The 20975-nt window shown below is 62.0% G+C and carries 19 protein-coding genes and 2 pseudogenes; 5 read left to right on the forward strand and 16 right to left on the reverse strand.

The window, feature by feature from the left end:
* Positions 1-40 precede the first annotated feature (40 nt).
* The 3 genes from ACVIN2_RS34115 to ACVIN2_RS34125 are packed head-to-tail and all read left to right on the forward strand — an operon-like array spanning position 41 to position 2606.
* The gene (locus tag ACVIN2_RS34115; RefSeq protein ID WP_456768967.1) at positions 41-961 is read left to right on the forward strand and encodes a carbohydrate ABC transporter permease; all 921 of its coding nucleotides are present in this window, start codon (positions 41-43) and stop codon (positions 959-961) included.
* The gene (locus ACVIN2_RS34120; protein WP_456768968.1) at positions 958-1767 is read left to right on the forward strand and encodes a carbohydrate ABC transporter permease; all 810 of its coding nucleotides are present in this window, start codon (positions 958-960) and stop codon (positions 1765-1767) included. Before ACVIN2_RS34115 ends, ACVIN2_RS34120 begins: the two co-directional genes overlap by 4 nt.
* On the forward strand, positions 1767-2606 hold the full coding sequence (locus tag ACVIN2_RS34125) for an endonuclease/exonuclease/phosphatase family protein (RefSeq protein WP_456768969.1): 840 nt from the start codon (positions 1767-1769) through the stop codon (positions 2604-2606). Before ACVIN2_RS34120 ends, ACVIN2_RS34125 begins: the two co-directional genes overlap by 1 nt.
* Before the next feature lie 212 nt (positions 2607-2818).
* Here ACVIN2_RS34125 and ACVIN2_RS34130 read toward each other — a convergent pair whose 3' ends face one another.
* The 3 genes from ACVIN2_RS34130 to ACVIN2_RS34140 form a co-directional block, all read right to left on the reverse strand.
* Complete coding sequence (locus tag ACVIN2_RS34130) at positions 2819-3457, reverse strand: ZIP family metal transporter (RefSeq protein WP_456768970.1); 639 nt, start codon at positions 3455-3457, stop codon at positions 2819-2821.
* A 404-nt stretch (positions 3458-3861) separates the two neighbouring features.
* Positions 3862-4734, reverse strand: a complete 873-nt coding sequence (locus ACVIN2_RS34135) for an SDR family oxidoreductase (protein WP_456768971.1) — start codon at positions 4732-4734, stop codon at positions 3862-3864.
* A complete protein-coding gene (locus tag ACVIN2_RS34140) occupies positions 4731-6572 on the reverse strand; it encodes a glycoside hydrolase family 15 protein (protein ID WP_456768972.1) in 1842 nt (613 codons plus the stop codon). Before ACVIN2_RS34140 ends, ACVIN2_RS34135 begins: the two co-directional genes overlap by 4 nt.
* Positions 6573-7015: 443 nt before the next feature.
* Between ACVIN2_RS34140 and ACVIN2_RS34145 the strand changes: the two genes are divergently transcribed.
* Positions 7016-7234: a DUF6894 family protein gene (locus ACVIN2_RS34145; RefSeq protein WP_456768973.1), complete on the forward strand. Its 219-nt coding sequence runs from the start codon at positions 7016-7018 to the stop codon at positions 7232-7234.
* A gap of 214 nt (positions 7235-7448) precedes the next feature.
* On the opposite strand, the gene ACVIN2_RS34150 is transcribed toward ACVIN2_RS34145, so the two are convergent.
* Positions 7449-7679: a hypothetical protein gene (locus ACVIN2_RS34150; protein WP_456768974.1), complete on the reverse strand. Its 231-nt coding sequence runs from the start codon at positions 7677-7679 to the stop codon at positions 7449-7451.
* A gap of 508 nt (positions 7680-8187) precedes the next feature.
* Here ACVIN2_RS34150 and ACVIN2_RS34155 point away from each other — a divergent pair.
* On the forward strand, positions 8188-8934 hold the full coding sequence (locus ACVIN2_RS34155; RefSeq protein ID WP_456768975.1) for a Crp/Fnr family transcriptional regulator: 747 nt from the start codon (positions 8188-8190) through the stop codon (positions 8932-8934).
* 339 nt (positions 8935-9273) lie between these two features.
* Here the strand turns inward: ACVIN2_RS34155 and ACVIN2_RS34160 are convergent, their stop codons facing one another.
* From ACVIN2_RS34160 to ACVIN2_RS34215, 12 genes and pseudogenes are all read right to left on the reverse strand, one after another.
* Positions 9274-9573: a cytochrome C oxidase subunit IV family protein gene (locus ACVIN2_RS34160; RefSeq protein ID WP_456768976.1), complete on the reverse strand. Its 300-nt coding sequence runs from the start codon at positions 9571-9573 to the stop codon at positions 9274-9276.
* The gene (locus ACVIN2_RS34165; RefSeq protein WP_456768977.1) at positions 9570-10214 is read right to left on the reverse strand and encodes a cytochrome c oxidase subunit 3; all 645 of its coding nucleotides are present in this window, start codon (positions 10212-10214) and stop codon (positions 9570-9572) included. The genes ACVIN2_RS34160 and ACVIN2_RS34165 overlap by 4 nt, the downstream gene beginning before the upstream one ends.
* Positions 10211-11885, reverse strand: a pseudogene (locus ACVIN2_RS34170) (cytochrome c oxidase subunit I). Before ACVIN2_RS34170 ends, ACVIN2_RS34165 begins: the two are co-directional and overlap by 4 nt.
* Positions 11878-12816, reverse strand: a complete 939-nt coding sequence (gene coxB, locus ACVIN2_RS34175) for a cytochrome c oxidase subunit II (protein ID WP_456768978.1) — start codon at positions 12814-12816, stop codon at positions 11878-11880. The pseudogene ACVIN2_RS34170 and the gene coxB overlap by 8 nt, the downstream one beginning before the upstream one ends.
* Complete coding sequence (locus tag ACVIN2_RS34180) at positions 12813-13589, reverse strand: SCO family protein (RefSeq protein WP_456768979.1); 777 nt, start codon at positions 13587-13589, stop codon at positions 12813-12815. Before ACVIN2_RS34180 ends, coxB begins: the two co-directional genes overlap by 4 nt.
* Positions 13586-13990, reverse strand: coding sequence for a hypothetical protein (locus tag ACVIN2_RS34185; protein WP_456768980.1), 405 nt, complete (start codon positions 13988-13990; stop codon positions 13586-13588). The genes ACVIN2_RS34180 and ACVIN2_RS34185 overlap by 4 nt, the downstream gene beginning before the upstream one ends.
* Positions 13980-14864, reverse strand: a complete 885-nt coding sequence (locus ACVIN2_RS34190; RefSeq protein WP_456768981.1) for a hypothetical protein — start codon at positions 14862-14864, stop codon at positions 13980-13982. Before ACVIN2_RS34190 ends, ACVIN2_RS34185 begins: the two co-directional genes overlap by 11 nt.
* Before the next feature lie 182 nt (positions 14865-15046).
* Positions 15047-15577 (reverse strand): c-type cytochrome, encoded by a 531-nt coding sequence (locus ACVIN2_RS34195; RefSeq protein WP_456768982.1) that lies wholly within the window; start codon positions 15575-15577, stop codon positions 15047-15049.
* The gene (locus tag ACVIN2_RS34200) at positions 15574-16092 is read right to left on the reverse strand and encodes a DUF3341 domain-containing protein (RefSeq protein WP_456768983.1); all 519 of its coding nucleotides are present in this window, start codon (positions 16090-16092) and stop codon (positions 15574-15576) included. Before ACVIN2_RS34200 ends, ACVIN2_RS34195 begins: the two co-directional genes overlap by 4 nt.
* Positions 16089-17456 (reverse strand): NrfD/PsrC family molybdoenzyme membrane anchor subunit, encoded by a 1368-nt coding sequence (nrfD, locus tag ACVIN2_RS34205; protein ID WP_456768984.1) that lies wholly within the window; start codon positions 17454-17456, stop codon positions 16089-16091. The genes ACVIN2_RS34200 and nrfD overlap by 4 nt, the downstream gene beginning before the upstream one ends.
* Positions 17453-20310 (reverse strand): annotated as a pseudogene (locus ACVIN2_RS34210) (4Fe-4S dicluster domain-containing protein). The gene nrfD and the pseudogene ACVIN2_RS34210 overlap by 4 nt, the downstream one beginning before the upstream one ends.
* Positions 20298-20951: a cytochrome c3 family protein gene (locus ACVIN2_RS34215; RefSeq protein WP_456768985.1), complete on the reverse strand. Its 654-nt coding sequence runs from the start codon at positions 20949-20951 to the stop codon at positions 20298-20300. Before ACVIN2_RS34215 ends, ACVIN2_RS34210 begins: the two are co-directional and overlap by 13 nt.
* Positions 20952-20975 lie beyond the last annotated feature (24 nt).

Consider the following 20975-nt stretch of genomic DNA (forward strand, 5'->3'; position numbering starts at 1 on the left):
GGCGGGATGGCGCGCCGCTGCCATCCCCGCCGGCTCACAGATGTCCGACCAGGTCGCCTCATCGCCAATCGCCCCGCCCCGCGCCCGATCGCAGGCGTGGTGGAACACCGTGAACGCCTGGCTGCTGCTGTTGCCGGCGGCCGTCCTGCTGATCGCATTCACGCACTTTCCGATTCTGGCGACGATCCGGCATTCGCTGTTCGTCACGCGCCGGAATGGCACGGAGGCCTTCGTCGGGCTTGACAGCTATCGGTCCATGGCGGCCGATCCGATCTTCTGGAAGGCGCTGGTCAATAATTTCTGGTTCGCGCTCGGCACGATCCCGACCTCGATCGCCTTGGCTCTGGTGATGGCGATCTGGGTCAATCGCAACATGCGCGGCCGCGGCTGTCTGCGACTGGCCTACTTCACGCCGACCGTGCTGCCGATGATCGCCGTCGCCAACATTTGGCTGTTCTTCTACACGCCGGACTATGGGCTGCTCGATCAGTTGCGCGGCCTTTTCGGTCTCGGTGGCTGGAACTGGCTGGGCGATCCCTCGACGGTGATGAGCTGTCTGGTCGTGATGGTGATCTGGAAGGAGGCCGGCTTCTTCATGATCTTCTACCTGGCGGCGCTGCAGCAGCTCTCGCCGGACCTCGAGGAGGCCGCTTCCATCGAAGGCGCGAGCCGGTGGTACACGTTTCGCCGGATCACGTTCCCGCTGCTGATGCCGACCACGCTGTTCGTGGCGATCAACGCAGTCATCAACTCCTTCAAGTTGGTGGATCATCTGGTCATCATGACCAAAGGAGGTCCCAATAACGCCAGCACGCTGCTGCTCTACTACATTTATGAAGTTGCCTTCACCTTCCAGGATTCCTCTTACGCGGCAACACTGACGGTTGTGCTTCTGATGCTGCTGAGCTCGGTTGCGCTGATCAAGTTCGGTTATCTCGATCGCAGGATCCACTATCAATGAAAGGCCGGACACGCCCCATTGAAGCCGTCGCAGCATGGCTCCTGGCTTTGATCTGGCTCGCCCCATTGGCCTATGCCTTTTGGAGCGCGCTGCATCCGGCCGCTTACGCCACGTCGTTCAGCCTGTCCGCGCCCTGGACGCTGGAGAATTTTGCTCGGGCCTGGAACCAGGCGCCGTTCGCGCGGTACTATCTCAACACGGTCGTGCTGGTGACACTGATCCTGGTCGGTCAGCTCATCCTGTCGACGCTGGCGGCCTACGCCTTTGCGCGCTTCAGGTTCAGGGGCAGCGGCATCGCTTTCGCCCTCGTTCTGCTCCAGCTGATGATCATGCCCGACGTCCTGATCGTCGAGAACTACCGCGCGATCGCAAGGTTGGGATTGCTCGATACGATCCCTGCGATCGCGCTGCCCTATCTCGCGAGCGCCTTCGGCATCTTCCTGCTGCGGCAGACTTTCAAGGGTGTGCCCCAGGAGTTGGTGGAAGCCGCCCGGGTCGAGGGAGCGGGTCCGCTCGGAATCCTGTGGCGGGTCTATGTCCCGCTGGCTCGCCCGACCTACGTCGCCTTTGGCCTCGTCTCCGTCAGCTATCACTGGAACAATTTCCTGTGGCCGTTGATCGTCACGAATTCGGTGGAAGCGCGGCCGCTCACGGTGGGGCTTGCCGTGTTCGGCGCGCCTGAGACCGGTGTGGATTGGTCGGTGATCACGGCGGCAACCGTGATGACGATGGCGCCGCTGCTGATCGCGTTTCTGCTGTTCCAGCGTCAGTTCGTCCAGTCGTTCATGCGTGCAGGCATCCGGTAATGAGACTTCTCACCTGGAACATACAGTGCGGAAAAGGCTGCGACGGCGTGACCGATCTGGCTAGGATCGTTGCCGTCGCCCGGCAGACGCTCGACGCGGACGTGTTCTGTTTCCAGGAGGTGAGCGCGAATTTCCCGAGATTTGGTGATGGAGCGGATCAGAGCGTACAGCTTGCAGCCCTGTTGCCCGGCTACTCCGCAATATTCCGACCTGCAGTCGAAACTGTCGATCGTCATGGCAACCTCCATCGTTTCGGCAACATGACGCTGTCGCGGTTGCCAGTGCTGCAGATTGCCAACCACCTGCTGCCGTGGCCGGGTGCAGCCACGGTGCGCAGCATGCGCCGTCACGCCCTGGAGGTGACGGTTCAGGCCTCGTTTGGCGCGATCCGCGTCGTCAACACGCATCTCGAGTTTCATTCGGCCGGCCAGCGCGAGGCACAAATCGCGCGGCTGCTGGATTTGCAGGAGGAGGCGTCGATGAGCCCGAAACAGGCCGGCTCCCGGCACCATGAGCCGTATGGAAGTCAGACCGTCGCTGCATCGAGCCTGCTGTGTGGCGATTTCAATTTTGACGTTGCCGACCCTCTGCACGCATTGATTGCTCGATCCGGCCGGCCTGGCCTGACGTATCGGGATGCATGGACCGCCAATCGTCCCGGCCGAGCGCGTGCGCCGACTTGCGGAATCTACGACCGCGCGCAGTGGGCCGACGGGCCCGACTGCCGCGACTTCATTTTTGTAACGGAAAATTTGACCCGCTACCTTCGCAGCATCGAGGTCAACGAAGCGACCGATGCTTCCGATCACCAACCCATTGCAATCGAACTTTCGGAATAGAGGAATGGTGAAGCTACTAAAGAGTTGTCGTTGCAAGGGGCTGGCTTCCTAGATCTAGAGGTCCACTACGTGGCGATACGTCCGAACTCGGTCAAACAAAAAGAATGGCACGCCACGATGAACGCGGCGGCGGCTGACGCCGCCGCCGAATTAATTTGCTCTGGCAGGTGGGCCGACAACACGTGATTGATTCAGAAGGCGTCCAATGCCTTTTACGTTTGGCCGAGGTTAGAAATTGCGAAGGCGGCAAGCAAACCGACAACAACAAGCACGCCGGCCAGCTTCTGTTCGCCTTCGACAGCTTCCGGCACCATGGTGTTCACCACCATCGTGAGAAGAGCGCCCGCAGCTACGGCACTCACGGTAGCAACGACCTGAGGGGCAGCACCGCCCAAGAAGGCTGCTCCTAAGGAGGCGGCAAGTCCCGAAAGGACGGTGATCGCGGTCCAAAGGCCAAAGATATAGGTCGCGGAACGGCCAGCCGCTCGCATGCCGAGCGCACTCGAAAGGCCTTCTGGGAAATTGGATAGAAAGATAGCGGCGAGCATCGCGATGCTAATGCCCTTGCCGCTCAACAGCCCCAGACCCAGGACAACGCTTTCCGGAATACCGTCGAGAAGTGAGCCGACGGCAATCGCCAGGCCTCCGCCTTCGCTGGCGTTGACCTGCTGGTCCCCTGACCGCTTGCGGGAGTGCGCTCCTTCTCGGGAGATCGCCCAATCGGCAAGAGCATAGGTGGCAGAGCCTGCCATCGCACCCGCAACGATGGGCCAGATGCCGCCTTCCTGGTATCCGTCCTCCAGAAGGTCATAGGCCACGGCCGAAATCAGCACGCCGCAGCCGAAAGACATGACCCCTGCAGTAACGTACCGAGGCAGCCTGAAGACGAATGCGACGGCGGCTCCCAGGAGCAACGATGAGGCCCCAAGCAGCCCCCAAAGACCCGCAGCAAGCCAGACGGGCATGGGGGCCTCCGCTACTTTTCGGGACGTAGCGAGGACGAGGTCTGGCGAGGTGCTTTTTCCTCTTTTCCATGGCCCTTCTTCGGAGAGGTGACGGAATGGCGCTTCAGAGCGGACGCCAATGCTCTCGCTACCTCGTGGGCGACCTTGCCTGCGGCCACTGCCCGTGCGCCATTTGGCAATGTTCATTCCTCCTTTTTGCCGGAAGACCCCATGCCGCAACACCCGCATGCTTTGGCCGTTCCGATTTAAGCCCCTTACACTTGGTTGAGAATGGTGGTGTGCGGCTGTGACTATCCCCCGCTCGCAAAGCCCGGGAAAAGCATCATGCCGCCGTCGATGAACAAGGTGGTGCCAACCACGTAGTCGGCCGCATCTGAAACCAGCCACGCGACCGCCTGCGCGATATCGTTTGGCTCACCGATGCGCCGATAGGGGACCAGTGTCATCAGGCTGTCGTAGGCTTCCTTGGTTTCCCAGGCGGGTCGGTTGATCGGTGTACGGATCGCTCCAGGCGCGACGCCATTGACCCGGATCCCCAGCGGAGCAACCTCTTGCGCCAAGCTTCGCATCATCTGCATGACGCCTCCCTTTGAGGCCGCATAGTTCGCATGACCCGCCCAGGGGATCTCCTGATGGACGGAGCTCATGCAGAGGAGTTTGCCCGCTGCGGCGGAGATGTTCTTCACTACACCTCGTCTCTTGAACTCACGGATCGCTTCTCTGGCGCAGAGGAACTGGCCGGTGAGATTGACGCCGATGACTGTGTTCCACTGTTCGAACGTCATCTCGTGAAACGGCGCATCACGCTGCAATCCGGCATTGTTCACTACGATGTGCAGAGTTCCAAAGTGATCTATCGCCTTGCCGAACATCGCCCGGACGTCTTCTTCGTCGCTGACGTCGGCCTTGATCGTGATCGCCTTCCGGCCAAGCGCCTCGACTTGATGCGCCACGTCGTCCGCTGCTTGCGGGTCAGCGACGTAGTTGACCACCACATCAGCGCCAGAGGCCGCGAGCCCAAGGGCCACTGCGCGCCCGATTCCCGAGTTTGCCCCCGTCACTAGCGCGGGCTGTCCTTCCAGCGCGATCGGAAAGCGAACCGGCCCTTGAGGTCGCGCCTCCGGAGCCGGTGAGGCAGCAGGATCGATCGGCCTCTCTGTCATACGGGTCTCCTCGTGGTGCCCATACTTTCTTGTCCCTTGCTCGGGAGCGCTTTCTTGCTACCGCGGTGCTCCGAAGGCTTTTGGCGGTGAGTGAGATTGTGCGCTGTGTTCACCAGAGCGATATGAGAAAAGGCCTGGGGAAAGTTGCCGACCAACCGATTCCGCCCGGTGTCGTACTCTTCCGACAGCAGCCCGACGTCATTGCGCAGAGCAAGAAGACGCTCGAACATTGCTTTGGCGTCAGCATCGCGGCCGATCAGGTGATAGGCATCGGCCAACCAGAAGCTGCAGGCCAGAAACATCCCTTCGCCAGGCGGCAGGCCGTCCTTGGTCGCCTTCGTATCGTATCGCTGCACAAAGCCGTCCTTGAGCAACTCGCGTTCGACAGCTTCAATGGTCGATATCACCCGCGGATCTTCGGGCGGCAAGAAACCTACCGCCGGGATCAGCAGCAGGGATGCGTCGAGTTGGGACTCTCCGTAGACCTGAACAAAGGTCTTTCGCTGTTCATCGTAGCCGCGCTGACAGACATCTTTCTGAATGGCGGCGCGTTGCGCTTTCCAATCGTCCACGGGACCGCGCATCCCGAACTCGTCGGTCGATTTGATGGCTCGGTCGAAAGCCACCCACGCCATGATCTTCGAATAGGTGAAATGCTTGGCTCCACCTCGCACTTCCCAAATACCTTCATCAGGCTCTGTCCAAATTCCTTTGAGATGATCGAGGAGGGCACATTGGATCGCCCATGCTCGCTTGTTCTCGGGGAGGCCGCCTCGACGGGCCTGGTATAATGCGTCCATCAGCTCGCCATAGACATCAAGCTGGAGCTGGTTGTGCGCCGCGTTGCCGATACGCACCGGTTTTGAGTTTTCGTATCCCGACAGCCAGGGCACCTCCCACTCGGTCAGCCTGCGCTCACCCGTGACGGCGTACATGATCTGCAACTGGTTCGGACTTCCTGCCACGGCGCGGATGAGCCAGTCTCGCCAGGCCCGCGCCTCGTCGTAGTAGCCAGCCCCCATAAGAGCCAACAGCGTCAGGGTGGCATCCCGGACCCAGCAGAAGCGATAATCCCAATTGCGAGACCCGCCAATTTGCTCCGGAAGGGAGGTTGTCGCCGCAGCGACAATGCCGCCGCTTGGGGCGAACGTCAGTGCCTTGAGAGTAATGAGAGATCTCAGAACCTGGTCTGAATATGGCCCCGCCGCTTCACAGCGGGCTGACCAAGCGCGCCAGAAACTTTCTGTACGATCGAGGAGAAGCGACGGATCGTCAGGGGAGGCTGGATCTTCATACGATGTTTGGTAGGAGAGAACAAAGGCAGCGCGTTGGCCCGGTTCGACGGAGAACGCGCCGACTGTCTTCATCGATTTGCCGTGCAGCGGCACCGCCGTTCTTAGCACCAGCATGGACGCTCCCGCGACCAAGCTGACCGCACCATCCTTTAGGCGGCTCACCCAGGGTACACTGACCCCATAGTCGAACCGCGCGACCAGCTCGGTTCGCATCTCGACGGATCCTTCCAGGCCCTCAACGATCCTGACGAGGTTCGACACGCCCGTCTTGGGCGGCATGAAGTCCACGAGACGTGCACGGCCGGTCTCCGTCGCGAAGACGGTCTCCAGGATCAACGTGCCTGGCAGGTAGCGACGCTCGGTCGTATATCGGCCGATCGGGCGAAGACTCCAATATCCGTTCTTCTCGTCCCCCAGCAGCCGCCCGAAGCAGCTGTCGGAATCGAACCGCGGGAAACAGAGCCAATCGATTGAGCCGTCGCGCCCGACTAGTGCGCCGGTCTCGCAATCACCAATAAGCGCGTAGTCTTCGATCCGAGCCATCAGGACACCCTTAATGGTCAATGGAAAGCCGCGCTTCCGGTTCCGCACTCAGCTCGTCCCCAGCATGTACTTTCGTTTAGAGCGCTGGCAACGTGGAACAGAGACCGGACGCCGCGCGTCCTCATTGACCCCTTCCTTGAAAGCTGTTCGATGATCGCGGGCTCTTGCGGTGCTTTTTCGCCCAGCGAGGGACCGAGGCTGGGGTGTTGCACCTACAACGCCGAAGGGGAGCAAGTCGTTGGTTGAACTGTACGCTGCAGCAGGGATTCTGCCGGTGAGCCTGAATTTTCTCGTCATGGGCGCATGTCTGTAACCGGAACATCGGCGGCACGCACATTGAGAGTTTATGGCTTGTGCGGGAGCGTACCAAAATGCGAGCCACTGAACCTCTGCCGCGCGAATCTGCAGCTATGATGTTCTAACGACCTGACGACGGGGACAGCATGGTGCCGCGATACTTCTTCCACATCCACAATCACAAATGCTTTAGGGACTACGATGGAGAAGATCTGCCGGACGATAGCGCTGCATGGCGCGAGGCGCTGCGGACTCTAAAGACACTCGAGAGCAACCTCGACCCTGGGCAGCATTGGCGCCTTTCGGTGCGCGGTCCTCGTGGTCCGCTTTTTGAGATCAGTATCGAGACCGCACGCTTGAGCTGACCGGGAATTGTCTCAGTGCTTGCAGTGCGCGCGGGTCGGTCAACTAGCGAAAGCAGCGCGCCAGTTTCCTGGAGCTTGCCTGACTAGGTCGGAAGAGAGCCCGTCCGGACGTGCATGCGCTAGTCAGCATAGCGCATCAGCACTTCTCCCGCACGCGCCACTTGTTGAACTCTCGACCGGCTCTCTGGTCATATTGGCCGTATGTCGGGTCTAACTAGTTCTGATGGTTGGCCAACTTCCTGCGATTTCTCACCGCGCGATCAAGGGTTGCGAACATCTGAATAACGGCGTCTCGTGCGGCCGCATGGTATGGAAGTCCGCTGTACGCAACGGCGCGCGCGATCTCCAGCTTGATTTCGTCGGTCCTATAGATGTGAGGCAGAGATCGAAACGTCCCATCAATTGCCTCCTCCATCCGATTGGCCATTTGGGTGTCGATCAACATCGTAGCCTCGCTCTGGACCTTGGACCCGTCACGCCTTCAGCTCAGGTGTGACGCCACCGCTGGTCCCCATTCCCCTGAACTACAATATAGTTCTGAACGGGGCTAATTCTTGCCCTTTTGCTGCGAATTGGTACGACACCGTGCATGCAACGGTCATGCTGGAGATATGCCAGGGGCTCGCTCGAGAGGGGGCGGTTTCTTAGATTCCGAGGGGCAGCACTTGTGGGTCGGTGGAGATGCTCGAGCACGTCCGAACCTTCGCCGGCCTTACGGTCAACTCCACCGGATGTGCCAAGTAGTAGTAAGAGATTGATATCGCGATGCCGAAACAGGCCGGGGAGAGTGGGCGAAATGGGACGCTTGCCTGGACACAGGTTAGTGCAGCTACCACGTTAACAGCAGAGTCGGAGCCAATATGCCCGGCAGTTGACAAAACGTAACTTGCGCCCCGATACAATGTGGGGAATCATCGGCAGAGTTCTTTCAATTGTGCGTCGGAGCCGCGGCCTTGAACGAAGTCGCAATGTGCGTCCAGGTAACCGCGCCCGTGAGGCAGAACCGATTGCTCCGGTTACTGCCCGAAGAGGAGCTCGTATCGATCACGTCCATGGGCGAGCAGGTGCAGCTTCGCCCTCGCCAAATCCTTCACCACTGGCGCTCCCCTCTGGAGCACGTCTATTTCCTTACAGACGGTCTGGTATCTGTGGGTGGGAAGGTCGGGGAGAACGAATACGTAGAGGCTTGGCTCATCGGCAGTGAAGGCGCGGTCGGCGCCCTACTTCTGCTGACAGGCCAAGCGCACGCACCACCGCACCGGCGGGTGGTACAGGTTGGCGGTTCGGCATTGCGGCTATCCTCTTCCGATTTCCTTGAACTCGCGGATCGCCTTCCGACGTTCCGTCAAACTCTACATCGCTATCTCGCGGTGGTCTTGGTGCAGACGTCCCAGGCCAGCGTTTGCAATGCAGTTCATTCGCTTAAGCAGCGGTTGGCGCGCTGGCTACTGGTAGCCTGCCAAGGCTTAGACGACCATAATGTGCCGCTCACACACGATGTCCTCAGCAGGTTACTTGGAGTGAGGCGCGCAAGTGTAACTGAATGCTTGAGCGATCTTGAGGACCAGGCCGTAATCAGCACCTGCCGCGGGCACATCGAAATCACGAACCCAGACCTTCTTCGACAAACTTCTTGCGGCTGCTTCCAGATGATCCATCGGGAGTACATCCGCCAGCTCGCCGGTGGACAATTTTCGTAGCTATTGCCCGATCTCCCACTTTTTTACGATCGTCTCGCCTGGGAGGTACCAGCTGCCTACCGGCGAGCAGGCTGGCTGGCTTTGTCGCGAATGGTCGGGTGTCCCAGATCCGAGAACTGCTGTTGGCAGGATGACCGGCAGCGCAGCCGCAGCAATTCGCACGACCTGAAGCCTGCCGGATGCTCGATGCGGCCCCAGGGCGGACCGGTGTGTGAGGAGAGTTGGTCGTGATCGCAGGGATCCGTTTCAGCGAGTACCGCTATCACTGGAGCAGCCGAATACCAGATCGGCGAGATGTGAACTGATATTCGGCACGAAGTGAGCCGTACAGGCGCAGTGTTAAGGCCGCGCGAGTACGTCAGCGAGCGTTAATGCAAACATCGCGATCAGGAAAACCAGACCTGACATCGCCGTGATCCGAAGCAGCGGCTTCCATGCGACGAGTTCCATGAATAGCAGGACGACAAGGCCAGATTTCACCGCTGCGATGATGATGCCGGCAGCTGTCGTGATCCTTCCCATCGGGACGTAAGCAAGGGCGAGGCTAAGCAGGAGAAGCGCGAGCAGCGCAACCCAGATCACAAGATTTTTTTGCCATAACCGGCGAGCAGTGACAGGTTGTCTTTCTGCGCCCCTCATGATGCGCGTCCCGGCAGGTAGATCAGCGGGTAGAGGAAAATCCAGATGATATCGACGAGGTGCCAGTACAACGCTGTGACCTCGAGCTCGGGATTGTCCCGCGTGGGAAGCTCGCGCCGGTACAGCACCCAGAACAAGCGGCTGACCAGTGCAATACCGATCGACAGGTGAATCGCGTGCACACCCGTGATCAGCCAATAAATCCCATAGAACAGTTGCGCTCCCGGCTGAGGCAGCGCGAAGTCGGCACCAGGCACGAGGTGCTTATCAATGTCCTCCTTGTACTCAAATCCTTTGATGACAATGAAGGCGACACCGAGCAAGGCGGTGGTCAACAGGCAAGCAAGCACGAGCCTGCGCAGCTGCGCTGGCGCTTCCGCCGCCTGCGACGCCATGGCCATTGTCAGGCTGCTGGTCAACAAGACCGCGGTGTTGACCGTGCCATACCAGATGTTCGTCTCGCGCCCAGCCGCGGCGAATGCGCCCGGATGCTCGATCCGGCAGATCGTGTAGGTGAGCAGCAGGGCGCCGAAGAACAGCATCTCGCTGGCAAGGAAGACCCAGATGCCGAACTTGCCGGCCTCGCGCTGCCGAGCGAAGTCGAACCAGGGCTCTCGCAACAGTGCACTGTCGTCGCTCATTGCGTTTCCCTCGCGTTCTGCACTTCGGGAGGATCGGTCCCGGCGGACATGCCTTCGGCGTGGTAGTCGTAGGGCGCGCGATCGACGCGGGGTTGCCGGTCGAAGTTCTTCGGCGGAGGTGGAGACGTGGTGGTCCACTCCAGGCCCGTGGCTCCCCACGGATTCTTGGTGGCCTTTCCGCCGTAGAACAGCGACCAAGTCAAATAGCCGAGCGGCAGCAGATAGGCCGCGGCCAGCACCGCTGCGCCGGCCGATGACATGACATTGTAGATCTGAAACTCTGCCGGATAGGTGTGATAGCGGCGCGGCATCCCGAGATAGCCCGCGAAGAACTGCGGCAGGAACGTCATGTTGAAGCCTGAATACATCACGATGGCGGCAAACTTTGCCCAAGCCTCCGGGTAGAGCTTGCCCGTGACCTTCGGCCACCAGAAATGCAAGCCGGCGAAGAACGCGGAGACCGAGCCGCCCACCATGATGTAGTGGAAGTGCGCGACGACAAAGTAGGTGTCGGTGACATGAATGTCCACGGGGATGGAGGCCAGGAACAGCCCTGAGAGACCGCCGGTCGTGAACAGCCCGACGAAGCCGAGCGCATAGAGCATCGGGGATTCGAAGCTGATCTGGCCCCGATACAGCGACGCGGTCCAGTTGAAGACTTTGATGGCGGAAGGGACCGCGATGATGAAGGAGAGGAAGGAGAACACCAAGCTCGCCAGTGCCGATTGTCCGGACACGAACATGTGGTGCCCCCACACGAAGAAGCCGATGCCAGCGATCGCTAGCATCGCGTACACCATGAAATCGTATCCAAAAATGCGCCTCCGCGCGAAGCAGGGAATGATCTCGGAAACGACCCCCATGGCCGGCAGAACCATAATGTAGACGGCGGGATGCGAGTAGAACCAGAACAAGTGCTGGAACAGGATCGGATCTCCGCCACGAGCGGGATCAAAGATCGGCAATCCCAGCACGCGCTCGGCGATCACGAGCAGAAGGGAGATCGCCAACACCGGAGTGGCGAGCACCATGATCAGCGCGGTTGCATAGATCGCCCATACGAATAATGGCAGCCGAAACCATGTCATGCCGGGAGCGCGAAGCATGTGTGTGGTAGCGATGAAATTCACACCAGTCGCGATGCTGGCAAACCCGACGACGAAGACGCCGGCCGCTGCCGCGAAGACGTGGCTGTTTGAGAACATCGACGAATAGGGCGTGTAGAACGTCCAGCCGGTGTCGACGCCACCGGCGACCAGCGCATAGACCGTGAACGCGCCAGCCGCGACCGTCAGGTACCAGCTGAACAGATTGAGTCGCGGAAAGGCCACGTCCGGAGCGCCGATCATCAGCGGCAGCAGAAAGTTACCAAAAGTATTCGGTATGGACGGCACCAGGAAGAACCAGACCATGATGATGCCGTGGAACGAGAACAGCTTGTTGTAGGTGTCCGACGTCAACAGCCAGCCGTTTGGCTCGAACAGTTCAAGCCGGACAAGGGTGATGGCGGCCCCCGCCCAGGAAGAAGAAGAACGTGATGGTGATGGCGTAGAGAATTGCGATGCGCTTGTGGTCGGTAGTGGTGAGCCAGGACGAAATCGTCGAGCCATGGCGCAGATAATCGGGGCGCGGCGGCAGTGGCAGGTTTCCGGCGAGCAAGGCATCAGTCATTTTGCTCCTCCCCGAGTGTGCGGATATAGGCGGTCAGGCTCTGGATCTCACCGTCGTCGAGCAGTCCCTTGAAGCTCGGCATGATGGGCTCATAGCCGGCGACGATGTCGCGCTTCGGCTGCAAGATCGAGTCGCGGATGTAGGCCTCGTCGGCAGTGACGGTACGCCCGTCGGCAAGCTGCACTGCGCGGCCATAGATGCCTGCGAGGCGCGGTGCGTGGACGTTTGAGGAGCCGGCGTGACAGCCCGAGCAGCCTTGCGACACGAACAGCTTGGCTCCATCATGAGCAAGATCGTCGCCTTCGGGCTGCTGGACCAGCCATTTGGCATACTCGTCTTGGCGCATGACGACGATCTTGCCGCGCATCATGGAGTGATCGGTGCCGCAATATTCGGCGCACAGCAGCGGGAAGGTGCCGGTCTTGCTGGCCTGAAACCAGATGTCGGTGTCGCGGCCAGGCAGCACGTCCTTCTTGACCCGAAACGCGGGGACGAAGAAGGAATGGATGACGTCCTGCGAACTCATCAGAAGATGGACCGGCTGGCCCAGCGGCACATGCAAGGCGTTGATTTCGCGCGCGCCATTCGCGTGCTGTGTCTTCCACATCCATTGCTTGGCAACGACGTGGATCTCGAGTGAGCCGGAGGGCGCGGCGAGGCTGCTGAGGTCGGCAGAGGAGGCCCACCAGAACAGAAAAGCGAAGGTGAGCAGTGTGGCAAGAGTCCAGCCGATCTCGAACTCGCGGCTGAGGACGTCCGGCATCGGGCCGCGTTTGGCGGATGACCCGCGGCGATAGCGGACGGCAAACAGCAGGATGAGCCCGAACACCAGCACGACGGTGGCGCCGGACAGGAACAGCAAGAGATAGAAGATATGGTCCACCGTGACGGCGTGGGTACTCGCTTCCGGGAGCCTGAACGGCGAGTTCATACTGAGGCTCCGCGTCGCCTGCTGCGCACCAGCATCCCGCCGATGAAGCCGGCGAGTATGGTCACCGTCGAGGCACCGGCGATCTGCAGGATGGCGGTGATCCGGCGGGTATAGATGCCGTGCACCGCGTCAAAGCCGTAGCAGAGCAGCGCAATCCGCCCGGAAAGGCCGCCGATGCGACCGTTGCCCGCTTCTAGCAACGCCAGGCGGAGGTCACGCGGCTGCAAAGCCAGGCTCGACAGCGTTCGGACCACATGTCCGTCCGCCGCGAGGGTGACGAAAGCGGCCGGATGCGCAATCGCATCATGGCTGCTGTCGGACTCGGTATGATACCCGATCGCACCGAGCAAGGCGCCGACGCTGTCGCTCGACCCCGTCAAGACCGACATTCCCGCTCCCTCGATCTGACCCTGAGTGAACTGGCGTGCGTCATCGATCGCGTCGCGCGGATCAATCCCGACCACCACCACACTATAGTCGCGTCCCGCGGCAAGCCCCGTCTGCTGCAGGGCGGAGCTTGCGATGGTTAGCGCCGGGCCGCAAATCTGCTTGCAGGTAAAGTCCGCCGGAATCAGCAGCGTCGGCCGTTCGCCAATCGCGTTGGCGAGGGAGACGGTGTCGCCCCTGAGCTCCTTGAACTGCAAGGCCATGGGCACGCGTGCGCCTGGAGGAGGATCGAACGCGACCCGTCCGATCTGTTGTTCCGTCAAACCCGCGCAGGCCAGTTCGGGCCAAAGTGCCAGTGCGATGATGACGAAGAGTGCCTGCCTCATTGGCTGCCTCCACCCTCATTGGAGCGGGAGCTTGCACTGGCCTCAGGGGGGTCATAGGCGTGCTCGCCGCGCCCGGCGATCAGCCGCATCGCCTGCTCGATCGGGATACGGGCGATGCCATGATCGCGATCGACCCAGCCATAAGAGGAAAGCGCATCGTGCTGCGCGGCCTCGAACCGGCTGAGATCGTTCTGCGGTGCCTTCTGCAGCTCAGGCTGGGGAAACCGCTGCTCTGTTCTCGGCGCGAGCGCGGCCGGCGCCTGGGCCTTCAGGAACAGCAGCAGTCCCGCAATCGCGACGGCGACGAACAGTAGGAATCCGCCGACAGCGATTAGGACGATGCGGTTATTGATCTCGGCGGGCTGCGGCAGTGCGCGGCTGCCCATCTCTTCATTCGGCATGGGGCGGCTCCGTGGGGACGAAGCGATCAGAAAAAAGCATCGAAGCGACGATCAAGACGATGAGCGCGCCAGCGCCTGTCGCGGCAACGGAAGCTTGCGCCGCAAAGGCCGGAACGATCAACCAAGCCAGGTGCAGGGCCGTCCCGATCAGCAGCAGCAGGCCGACAATGCGTAGGCCTGCGCGGCTGCGTCGGATGGCCTGGAACAGCAGCATCGTCAGCGGGAGCACCGCGCCGAACCCAAAGCTTGCGACCAGCATCATTTTCCATGCGCCGGTGCCACGCTTGAGGAACCAGCCGGCTTTGTCGGGCAGATCGCCGTACCATGCGACGACGAACGTCATGTATTCGAGATAGACCACGCCCAGCAATGTTGCGATGAGCAGGCCGCCGATATCGCCTGCGACCTTGCCCTCGAGCTCCGGTGTTCCAATGACGGCGACCACGGCTAGCGCAACCAGCAACTGCTGCATCGCGATCATCGATGCGAACGCGGTGGCGACGTAATGCGGTTCGATGGAGAGGAACCAGTCGACCGCAACCATACTGATCATGAACCCAAAGAACGCGAGGCCGAGCGCGGCCAACAGTCGCGCGCCGGCGCCGGCAGCAAAGGTCACGCCGAGCACGGACCATCCGATCAATGCGATAACGGCGCGCGCAAGGAACGAGGGCTGGGTCAGATACCAGCGTGCGACATCCGGCCTGATCTGCCCGGGATCCGCCGCCCATGGATAGATGTAAGGCAGCGCGGCCAGTATCGGGACGAAGGCGATTGCGACGAGGGGCATCATGACTGCTAGGGGTCGTAGCACCGGTCCGGCCGCGAAGCCCCAGCGGCCGCCGGTCAAGCGATGAATGAGCAGCAGCGTCATGCTGCCGATCGGCGCGCAGCTCCAGATCGCAAATCCCACGAGCCAGCCCTGGAGCAGGCTCGGATAAGGGCCGAGTCTCCCGGCCGCGAGCACGAGCCCAGATGCGAGCAAGACCAATACGAGGCCCGCGGCTGTTCGCGGCGTCCTGATTGCTCTCAGGGCAGGTCTGCGGAGCACGGCGGTCACGGCAGCTTGCTCCTCAGCTCCGGGACGTTGGCGACGTCTGTGTGCTGGGACTGCTGCAGCGCGCGGATATAGGCAACGATGGCCCAGCGGTCACGTGGCTCGATGCGCGCGGCGTAGGAATACATCGCGCCGTAGCCGTTGGTGATCACGTCGAAGAAGTACTGAGTATCGGCCGAGCGGAGGCGGGCGGAATGGTAGGAGGGCGGTGCGGGAAAGCCGCGCTGCACGATCATGCCGTCGCCGTGGCCGGAGAACCCGTGACACGGTGAGCAATAGATGTCGTAGCGCTCGCGGCCGCGGGACAGCAGCACCATGTCGACCGCCGGTGGCTTGGTGGCCTGCTGCAAGCGGTCGAGATCGCCCTGTGCAACGACCCCTTGCGGCAAGGCCTGCGCTTCGGTGCCATCCTTGAACAGCCCTGCCTTCGAGAACGTCCGATAGCGATTCTGCTGAGACATGGAATAGTCGCCGCAGCCGGCGAGCGCCGATGACAGCAACAGCAGCCATGGCAGCGCGCGGGCGGTCATGGCGTGCGCAGCTCCGTGACCGCCACGGCGCCGGCCTCCCAGAGGACCCTCCTCAGCTCGTTCGGGTCGCCGTCCGAGGCGGTTAGCAGGAAGTAGCGATCTTGCGTCGCGCGTTCGAAGCCCGGAATCTCGAACAGAGCGTCGTGCAGGCGCGGCAGGCGGCACGACCAAAGAAAGGCGATGACGCCGGCGAGCGCGGCGGCGAAGACTCCGACCTCAAACGGCACCAGCAGGAACACCTGCCAGGAGTTCAGTGGACGTCCGCCGCTGTTGATGGGATAGTTGATCACCGCGCTGTACCATTGCAGTCCGAAGGCGAATGCTGCAGTTCCGAGGCCCCCGGCGAGCATCACACCTCGAATTGCGGATCGGCTCTGCCCAAGCTGTTCGGCTAGGCCTTCGATCGGATACGGCGCGAACGTTTCGAGGGCGGCGTGTCCGACGGTACGCACGCGCTGCAGGGCCGCCTTCAGCGCCTCACCGTCGAGGAATTCCGCCACAAGCTTGGCCGTCATGCCGCGGCCTCCTCATGAGCGAGCTCGCGCACGTCGAACATTGATATGCTCGGGACCAGCCTCACGAAGATCAGGAACAGGAAGGCGAAAAAGCCGAGCGGCGCGACAAGAAAGCTCCAGTCCCAGAACGTGAAGTGAAACGTGCGCCACAGGGACGGCATGTAACCGTGCGAAAGCGTATTCCAGACGATGAGGATCCGCTCCAGCCACATTCCGATGTTGATCGCAATCGCGATCGGAATCAGAATGAGCAGCGATCGGCGCGCGAACGGCCACCAGAGTAGCTGCGGGATCAGGCAATTGCAGGCCAGCAACGCCCAGAACAGGGGCGCGTAGGTGCCGGTGAACTCAAACCGCACCAGTTCGCGCTCACTGTGCTCGCCGCCATACCAGCCCATGAACCATTCCGTCGCGTAGGAATAGAACATGATGATCGAGGCCATCAGCAGGATGCGGGCAATCGCGTCGAAATGGCGTCGCGTGATGATCGCCTGAAGGCTGAGGCCCCAGCGGATCGCCGCCGCCAGCACCACGACCATCGCGAATCCGGAATACATCGCGCCGACCACGAAATAGGGTGGGAAGATGCTCTCCTGCCAACCGGGCATCAGGCTCGCCGCGAAGTCGAGACCGACGATCGAGTGCACCGAGCAGACCAGAGGCACGCCGAGGGCGGCCATCGTGGTATGCAGCGTCTGCAGGCGCGACCACTCGCGCGACGAGCCGCGCCATCCCAGCGCAAATGCGCCGTAGAGCAGCTGGCCGGCACGGTATGGCGTGCGGTCGCGCATGGTCGCAAGGTCCGGGATCAGGCTGACATACCAGAACAGAATGGAGAACAGCAGGTAGCTGACGATGGCCCAGAAGTCCCACACCAGGGCACTGCGCCATTGCGGCCAAAGCGCCATGGTGTTCGGATAAGGTGCGAGCCAATAAGCGTAGATCGGTCGTCCGAGGTGAACGATAGGCATCAGCCCGGCGATCGCAACCGCAAACAGCGTCATGGCTTCCGCGAAGCGGTTGATCGAGGCGCGCCATCTTTGCCGAGTTAACAGCAGCATCGCCGAAATCAGCGTGCCGGCATTGCCGATGCCAATCCACCAGACATAGTTGGCGATCGCGACCCCCCAGACCACAGTGGAGTTGATGCCCCAAATGCCGATGCCCCGGTAGAACAGCCAGGCGATTGCCACGAACAGCCAGAGCACGAAGGGCACGGTGATAAGCAGCGCCAGCCACCATGTTTTACCGAACCCGGTGAAGAGCGGATCAGCTACGGCCTGGGTGACTGCGGGGTCTCCTGCCCGCGCGGCCGAGATCCAGCGGTGCGCCGGAGGATGCTGCGGAAGGAGAACTTCGCTCATGTCCGCCCCTCCGGCTCGGAAGGTGCGGGATTGCGCACATCGGCAAGGTAGGTGGTGCGCGGCCGCGTGCCGAGGTGGCCGAGCAAGGCATAGTGGCGCGGGTCGGCTTTCCTGTGGTTGATCTCTGCGTTAGCCTGGTTCAGGTCTCCGAAGCTGATGGCACGGGTCGGGCATGCGTTCTGGCAGGCTGTCTGCACCTCGTCTGGACCGAGCGGCCGGTCCTCACGTTCCGAGGCGCGACGTGCGCCGCTGATGCGCTGGACACAGTATGTGCATTTTTCCATGACGCCGCGGGCGCGGACGGTCACCTCCGGGTTCTTCTGGCCGCGATAGGATTCCGCGCCGAGATTACCGTATTCATCGCCGTCGGCATAACCGAAGAAGTTGAAGCGACGAACCTTGTAAGGGCAGTTCGCCTCGCAGAAGCGGGTGCCGATGCAACGATTATAGACCTGCGCGTTTAGGCCCTCACTGTCGTGGACGGATGCGGCGACAGGGCAGACGGGCTCGCACGGGGCGTGCTCGCAATGCATGCAGGGTACCGGCTGAAAGCCGATCTGGGGACTGTTCGCCGAGCCATGATCGTAGCCATCGACGCGCATCCAGTGCATGTCGCGCCCCATCGCAACCTGCTCGGGACCCACCACAGGGACGTTGTTCTCGGCCTGGCAGGAGACCACGCAGGCATTGCAGCCGATGCAGACTGAAGTATCGATCACCATCGCCCAGGCATGCCCGTCGCCGGGCTTCACGCTCGGCGGCATCAGGCTGGGTGGATCCGGGTCGACTGGCCGTGGCAGCGGCTGGCCGAGCTGATACAGCGGATAGAGTTCGCGCACATCTTCCGGCGTCCGGACGATGTTCTGAGTCGTAAGGACCGGCTCATGGCGCCCCGTCGGCTTAATCGAAACCTGCGGCAAATGCCATCGGTTTGCGGATGTCCGGATGGCATAGGCGTTGGCACCGACTCCGTTGCCGATCGCGCCCGCCTTCTGCCGGCCTCCGCCCAGCGTGAGCGCGCAGACGCCGACGGCCATTCCGGGTTCGGCCAGCACCGGTACCTCCACGGATCGGCCGTTCGCACCAAGCGTGACCACATCCCCCGGCGATAGCCCAAGGCGGGCCGCCGCGTCCGGATGCAGCGCAAGCGCATTGCCCCAGACCTGCTTCGTCAGTGGTTTCGGGCACTCCTGTAGCCAGGCATTGTTGGCGAATGAGCCGTCCCAGACGCTAGGATCAGGGCGCAAAACCAGCCTGATCTCATTGTCGTGGTTGTTGTCAGATTTCAAATCCGGGAGAGACGGCAGTAACGGTGCAGACGGCACGGCCGGCGCTGGAGCGCTTCCGGCGATGACGCCGTCGTGCAGCACACGCCGCCACCACGCCTCGAAATCGCCGGACGCGGCGCTCCGCCATGTCGCCCGTACGAGATTATGAGCGCTTGCATCCCATTCTCCGGCGAGCCAGGCGGCAAGCTCGTGATCGCCAAAGCTGTCGTAGAGCGGCTTGATCAGCGGCTGGACGATGCTTGCCGTCCCGTCGATGGCGCGCAAGTCCGACCAGGCCTCCAGGGGGTGACGTTGGGGCACGTGCCAGGTCGCGACCGCCGCGGTCTCGTCGGCGTAACCGCCCATATGGAGCCGGAAGGTCGCCTTCTGCGCCCGCGCTTCGAACTGCAGGTCGGCCGGCGCGTCATAAACCGGATTGGCACCGATCATGATGAGCTGGCGCACACGTCCGGCCCCAAGGTCGTCCGCGAGTTGCTCCAGCGTTCCGGCCTGCCTGCCGGACGGGGTTTGATCGAGCGGGCTGATCAGTTGAACGGGCGCATTCACCTGAGCGTTGATCCAATGCACCAGCGCGTGCCCCTCTTTCGATAGTGTTGGGCCCGCAACGAGGAGCGCCTCGCCTTTGTGGCCAGTCAGGTCCGCCGTGATCTTCCGCAGCAGCACGCGCTCGGGCTCCGGGAGTTCGGCTGCGCCGGCTGGAACTCCTAGCTGCCGGGCGAGTGCAGCCGCGAACCGCTCGATTGCCTCGGGACGGAGCGCAAGACGTTCGTCCGCCTTCGCGCCCGTGACGGTAAGGGCGCTCTCGATACAATAGAGACGCGAGAACCCGTTCGCGTCGCCGCGCCGCGTGGCGAACCCGCGGCCGATCCGTATCTGGTCCGGCCCATGGCCCAGCGGATCGGCATCGAGCGCAACGATCACACGCGCCTTTGCGAAGTCAGGCACGCTGCACAGCGGCTGACCGTAGGCAAGTTGCGCACCTTTTCGCGTGCGTTCGCGTCATCGGTCGGGTCGTAGGCGTGCCAATTCGCAGCGGGCAATGCCTGAAGCAAGCCGTCGATCTGGCGCAGCAGCGTGGGCGAGGTGGTACGGCCCGTCAATAACCGCAGGCCGTCGCCCTTGCGGCTGCGCGCGTCGGTAAGCTCGGCCATTAGGGCCCGATGCAAGGTTTCACGCGGAGCGATGGCGCCATTGTGAAGGATGGTGCGCGAACGGTCCGGATCGTAAAGCGACAGCACGGCCGCCTCGGCGAAGACGTCGGTGGCGCCGAGGCTGCCGGGGTGACGGGGGTTGCCCTCCACCTTGGTCGGGCGGCCGTCGATCGATGTCACGATCACGCCGCGCCCGATCCCTGCCAGGGCGAGCGTCGTCGCGAATTTCAGCGGTTCGCCCGGGACGATCCGTTCCGGCATCTCGACATAGGGAATGATCTGCTCGCTCGGTTTGCTGCAGGCCGCGAGCCCGCTGGCCATGCCGGTCGCGAGCAGGCCAAGCGCCTGTCGGCGGTTGAGCTTGCTGCGCCCGGCCGGGGCCGGGCGCGTGGGCAATTCCTTTAGCGATGGCATACGGTGCAGTCCGTCAGGTGAGCGGTTTTGATGTGATAGCTCGCTGCGAGCTTGTGTCCGATGTCGGCCTGGTTCTGCGGCGGCTGCCACTTCGGATCGAATACGGCCTCTTGGGAACGCAGGTAAGGTTCGGGCGCGCGATGGCAGTCCAGGCACCATTGCATGGTGAGGGGTGCGGCCTGCCGCATCAGCCGCATCTGCCCGACGTCGCCGTGGCAGGTTGTGCAGCCGACGCCATTGGCGATATGGACCGAATGATCGAAATACACGTAATCGGGAAGCCGGTGGACGCGCTGCCACGCAATCGGCTGGTTCTTGGCGAGGCTCTCCCGTACCGGGGCGAGCATCTGCGCGTTGGTCCAGATCTGCGAATGGCAGGTCATGCAGGTTTCCGTCGGGGGAACGCCGGCGAAGCGCGCCTTCTCGACCGAGGTGTGGCAATAGCGGCAGTCGAGGCCGAGCCCGGACACATGATGCTCATGACTGAAGGGCACCGGTTGATTGCGAGTAACGTTCTGGTCCGTGACATAGGGCGAGCGCATTAGCTCGTAGGACAAACCGACGGCGAGAACGGGCGCGGCACCGATCGCAGCGATAACGAGCGTCGCGATCGTATTTGCGCCCGGGCGGAACAGCTGCATTCATCCGCCCCCCTTCAAGACACT

The organism is Bradyrhizobium sp. USDA 3650 (genome assembly GCF_054057395.1).